Origin of the sequence: Legionella feeleii (assembly GCF_001467625.1) — a bacterium.
In the GTDB taxonomy this organism is placed as follows: Bacteria; Pseudomonadota; Gammaproteobacteria; order Legionellales; family Legionellaceae; genus Tatlockia; species Tatlockia feeleii.
Genome location: NZ_LNYB01000039.1, coordinates 1 through 2,426 on the forward strand (window position 1 = coordinate 1; position 2,426 = coordinate 2,426).

Below are 2,426 nucleotides of genomic sequence, written 5' to 3' on the forward strand. Positions count from 1 at the left end.
GTTTGAAGACGGAGTGCAGGTTGTTGAACAATCGGACTGGAAGGCCGCTTGATGATATTTTGCTCATACACCAGAATTGACAATAACTCGAATGCGCAAACTTTAGAGCAAGCGCAATTGGCCAAATTAGATTTGTCTTGCAGGAAACTATTGCTTAAACCAGGTATGCGTTTACTTGATATCGGCTGTGGTTGGGGGGCCTTGGCTAAATATGCAGCGGAAAAGTATGATGTGGAAGTGGTTGGCATAACCATTTCTAAGCAACAATATGAGTTGGCCAGGGAGCGCTGCAAAAATCTGCCCGTAGAAATACGTTTCCAGGATTATCGTGATGTGGATGAAAAATTCGATCGTATCGTTTCGCTTGGTATGTTTGAGCATGTTAGATACATGAATTACCGCCATTATATGCAAATAGTACATGATTGTTTAGTCGATGAAGGGTTATTCCTGTTGCATACTATAGGCGGTAATGAAAGTACGACCCAGGTAATGCCCTGGATTGCAAAGTACATTTTTCCTAATGGCATGTTGCCTTCGGTTATGCAAATTGGGAAGGCAACAGAGAAATTATTGATCATGGAAGATTGGCATAATTTTGGTGTTGATTACTATAAAACATTGATGGCTTGGCACAATAATTTTAATCAACACTGGCAGTTGATCAAAGCTAACTATGACGAAACGTTTTTTCGTATGTGGAATTACTATTTATTGTGTTGTGCGGGTGGTTTTAATTCGCGTGTGATGCAGTTATGGCAAATCGTTTTTTCGAAAACAGGCATCAAAGGTGGGTATGATTCAGTAAGATAATAACCTTGATGCCAAATTTTTATGGAGAAGCAGTTAGAGTACTCGCCTTGCTCTATTACTCGGCTCTGGAGGATCTGACGCTGGACAAGATTCAGGGGGCTTTTTTTGTAGAGAGAGCTGAACTTGCGGTAGATGTTTACTCGTGTAGTCGTCAACAAATTTTGTGAGTATTTCTAGCTTTGTTGGAACATCTATTGAGGGTATGTCCATGATACCTAACGTAATGCCACGAAACATATTAGTTATGTCTTCTTGCTCCTGCATTTTTGGTTTTCCTTGTTTGGGGGAGACTTGAGGCTCCCTCTGTCCTAGCGCTTGATTAATTCCTGTAAGCAACGACTCTATCAATAGTCTCTGTTCATTCGATACGCCTTTATCGCCAGTAGTTTCTCCGTCAGTTGAGGTTCTCTCTAAAAAAAACTCGTCTTGGAGTGGTGTGTTATTATCGTTTGAAGTCAGGGCATGAGCTGGAGTGGGGGCGAAAAAGGCATTAGAACCACGTAAAACTGTACTGGAAGTTTGTTTAGGAGGAACTGGAACCGATTGCTCGGATTCAACCTTTTCAGGTTTTTTAGGTGGTGCAAGAGGACTTTTTTGGAAGTGAACCTCTAGCCAATTAACTAGACGCTTGGGATCTTTAACATGGATACAAAATTCAGAGTGAGCGCAGGCTTCTTTAATATTCACTCCATCTTGTATTCTGGCTTTATGTTCTCCGACAACGAAGAAATCCTTTGTTGTTCCAAAAGGAGGGATCATTTCACCCGGGTAAATAACGAAATTATACCCTAAAGAAGCCGCTAGCCACATTACAGAAGGGCATTCTTCAGTGAGGTAGTCTTTAGAGCGGCGTTCCCACAGCTCCTTGCTTCCAGTATCATTGTTGTCACTATGGCGTTTAGCAAAGTCATTTACAGCCAAAGAAATACTATCGCTTAGCCCCTCTACAGATTCATAAAGAGGTATCATTTTTTCTATTTGCTTTGTGCTGTCTTGGCTAACCCAGGTTTTCCAGCGAACTATTTCAAAATTTTTGCCTTGTTCAGCAGCTAATTGGTTAATAATAGCGATTTGTTCGGTAACTGTTTTTCCCCCATGCGCATTATTAAATTCTTCAGGGGCTAAACCCAATGGTGCTAAAAAAGCGGCTATATTATCGGTAAAATAGTTATCGCCTAATTGCATGGCTTGGGCTTTAAGATCTGCAACATCATTCTCTGACGGATTTAATTTTTTTAAATTGTGCCAATAAATTTCATCTGCAATTAAAAAAGTAGTTTTACCTCTTTGCTCCCCTGGGTTGAGATTGCCTTCATGGTTCACAACAGCTTGCTTAACGATGCCTTGCAGGTATTCACCAGCACAGAGTTCGTTTCCAGCAATACTGAGAAGAACTAAATCTTTAGTGGTTTTTAATGAGGAGAAGAGGCTTTTTGAGTTTCCGACAAAACTGGTTTGGGTAACTTTACCGTCTTTGGAACCCTTAACAAGCTTTTTTGGCATTTACGTTCCTTAGAGTTTTATACGAGTTATGCTCGAATCTGGTGTATGTGAAAAATAAATTAGGTGGCGTATCCTGTTGATTGTTCGCCAAGAACATAATCAACAAAAGG

At 40.6% G+C, this 2,426-nt stretch carries 1 protein-coding gene and 1 pseudogene; one reads left to right on the forward strand and one right to left on the reverse strand.

Features of this window, described 5'->3' with window-relative positions; all coding sequences use genetic code 11:
• Positions 1-30 precede the first annotated feature (30 nt).
• Positions 31-813 (forward strand): annotated as a pseudogene (gene cfa / locus Lfee_RS06280) (cyclopropane fatty acyl phospholipid synthase); the annotation flags it as partial.
• Between the two features lie 33 nt (positions 814-846).
• Here cfa and Lfee_RS06285 read toward each other — a convergent pair.
• Positions 847-2,316 carry a hypothetical protein gene (locus Lfee_RS06285; protein WP_058445004.1) on the reverse strand — a complete coding sequence of 490 codons (1,470 nt, stop codon included), beginning with the start codon at positions 2,314-2,316 and terminating at the stop codon, positions 847-849.
• Positions 2,317-2,426: the final 110 nt, after the last annotated feature.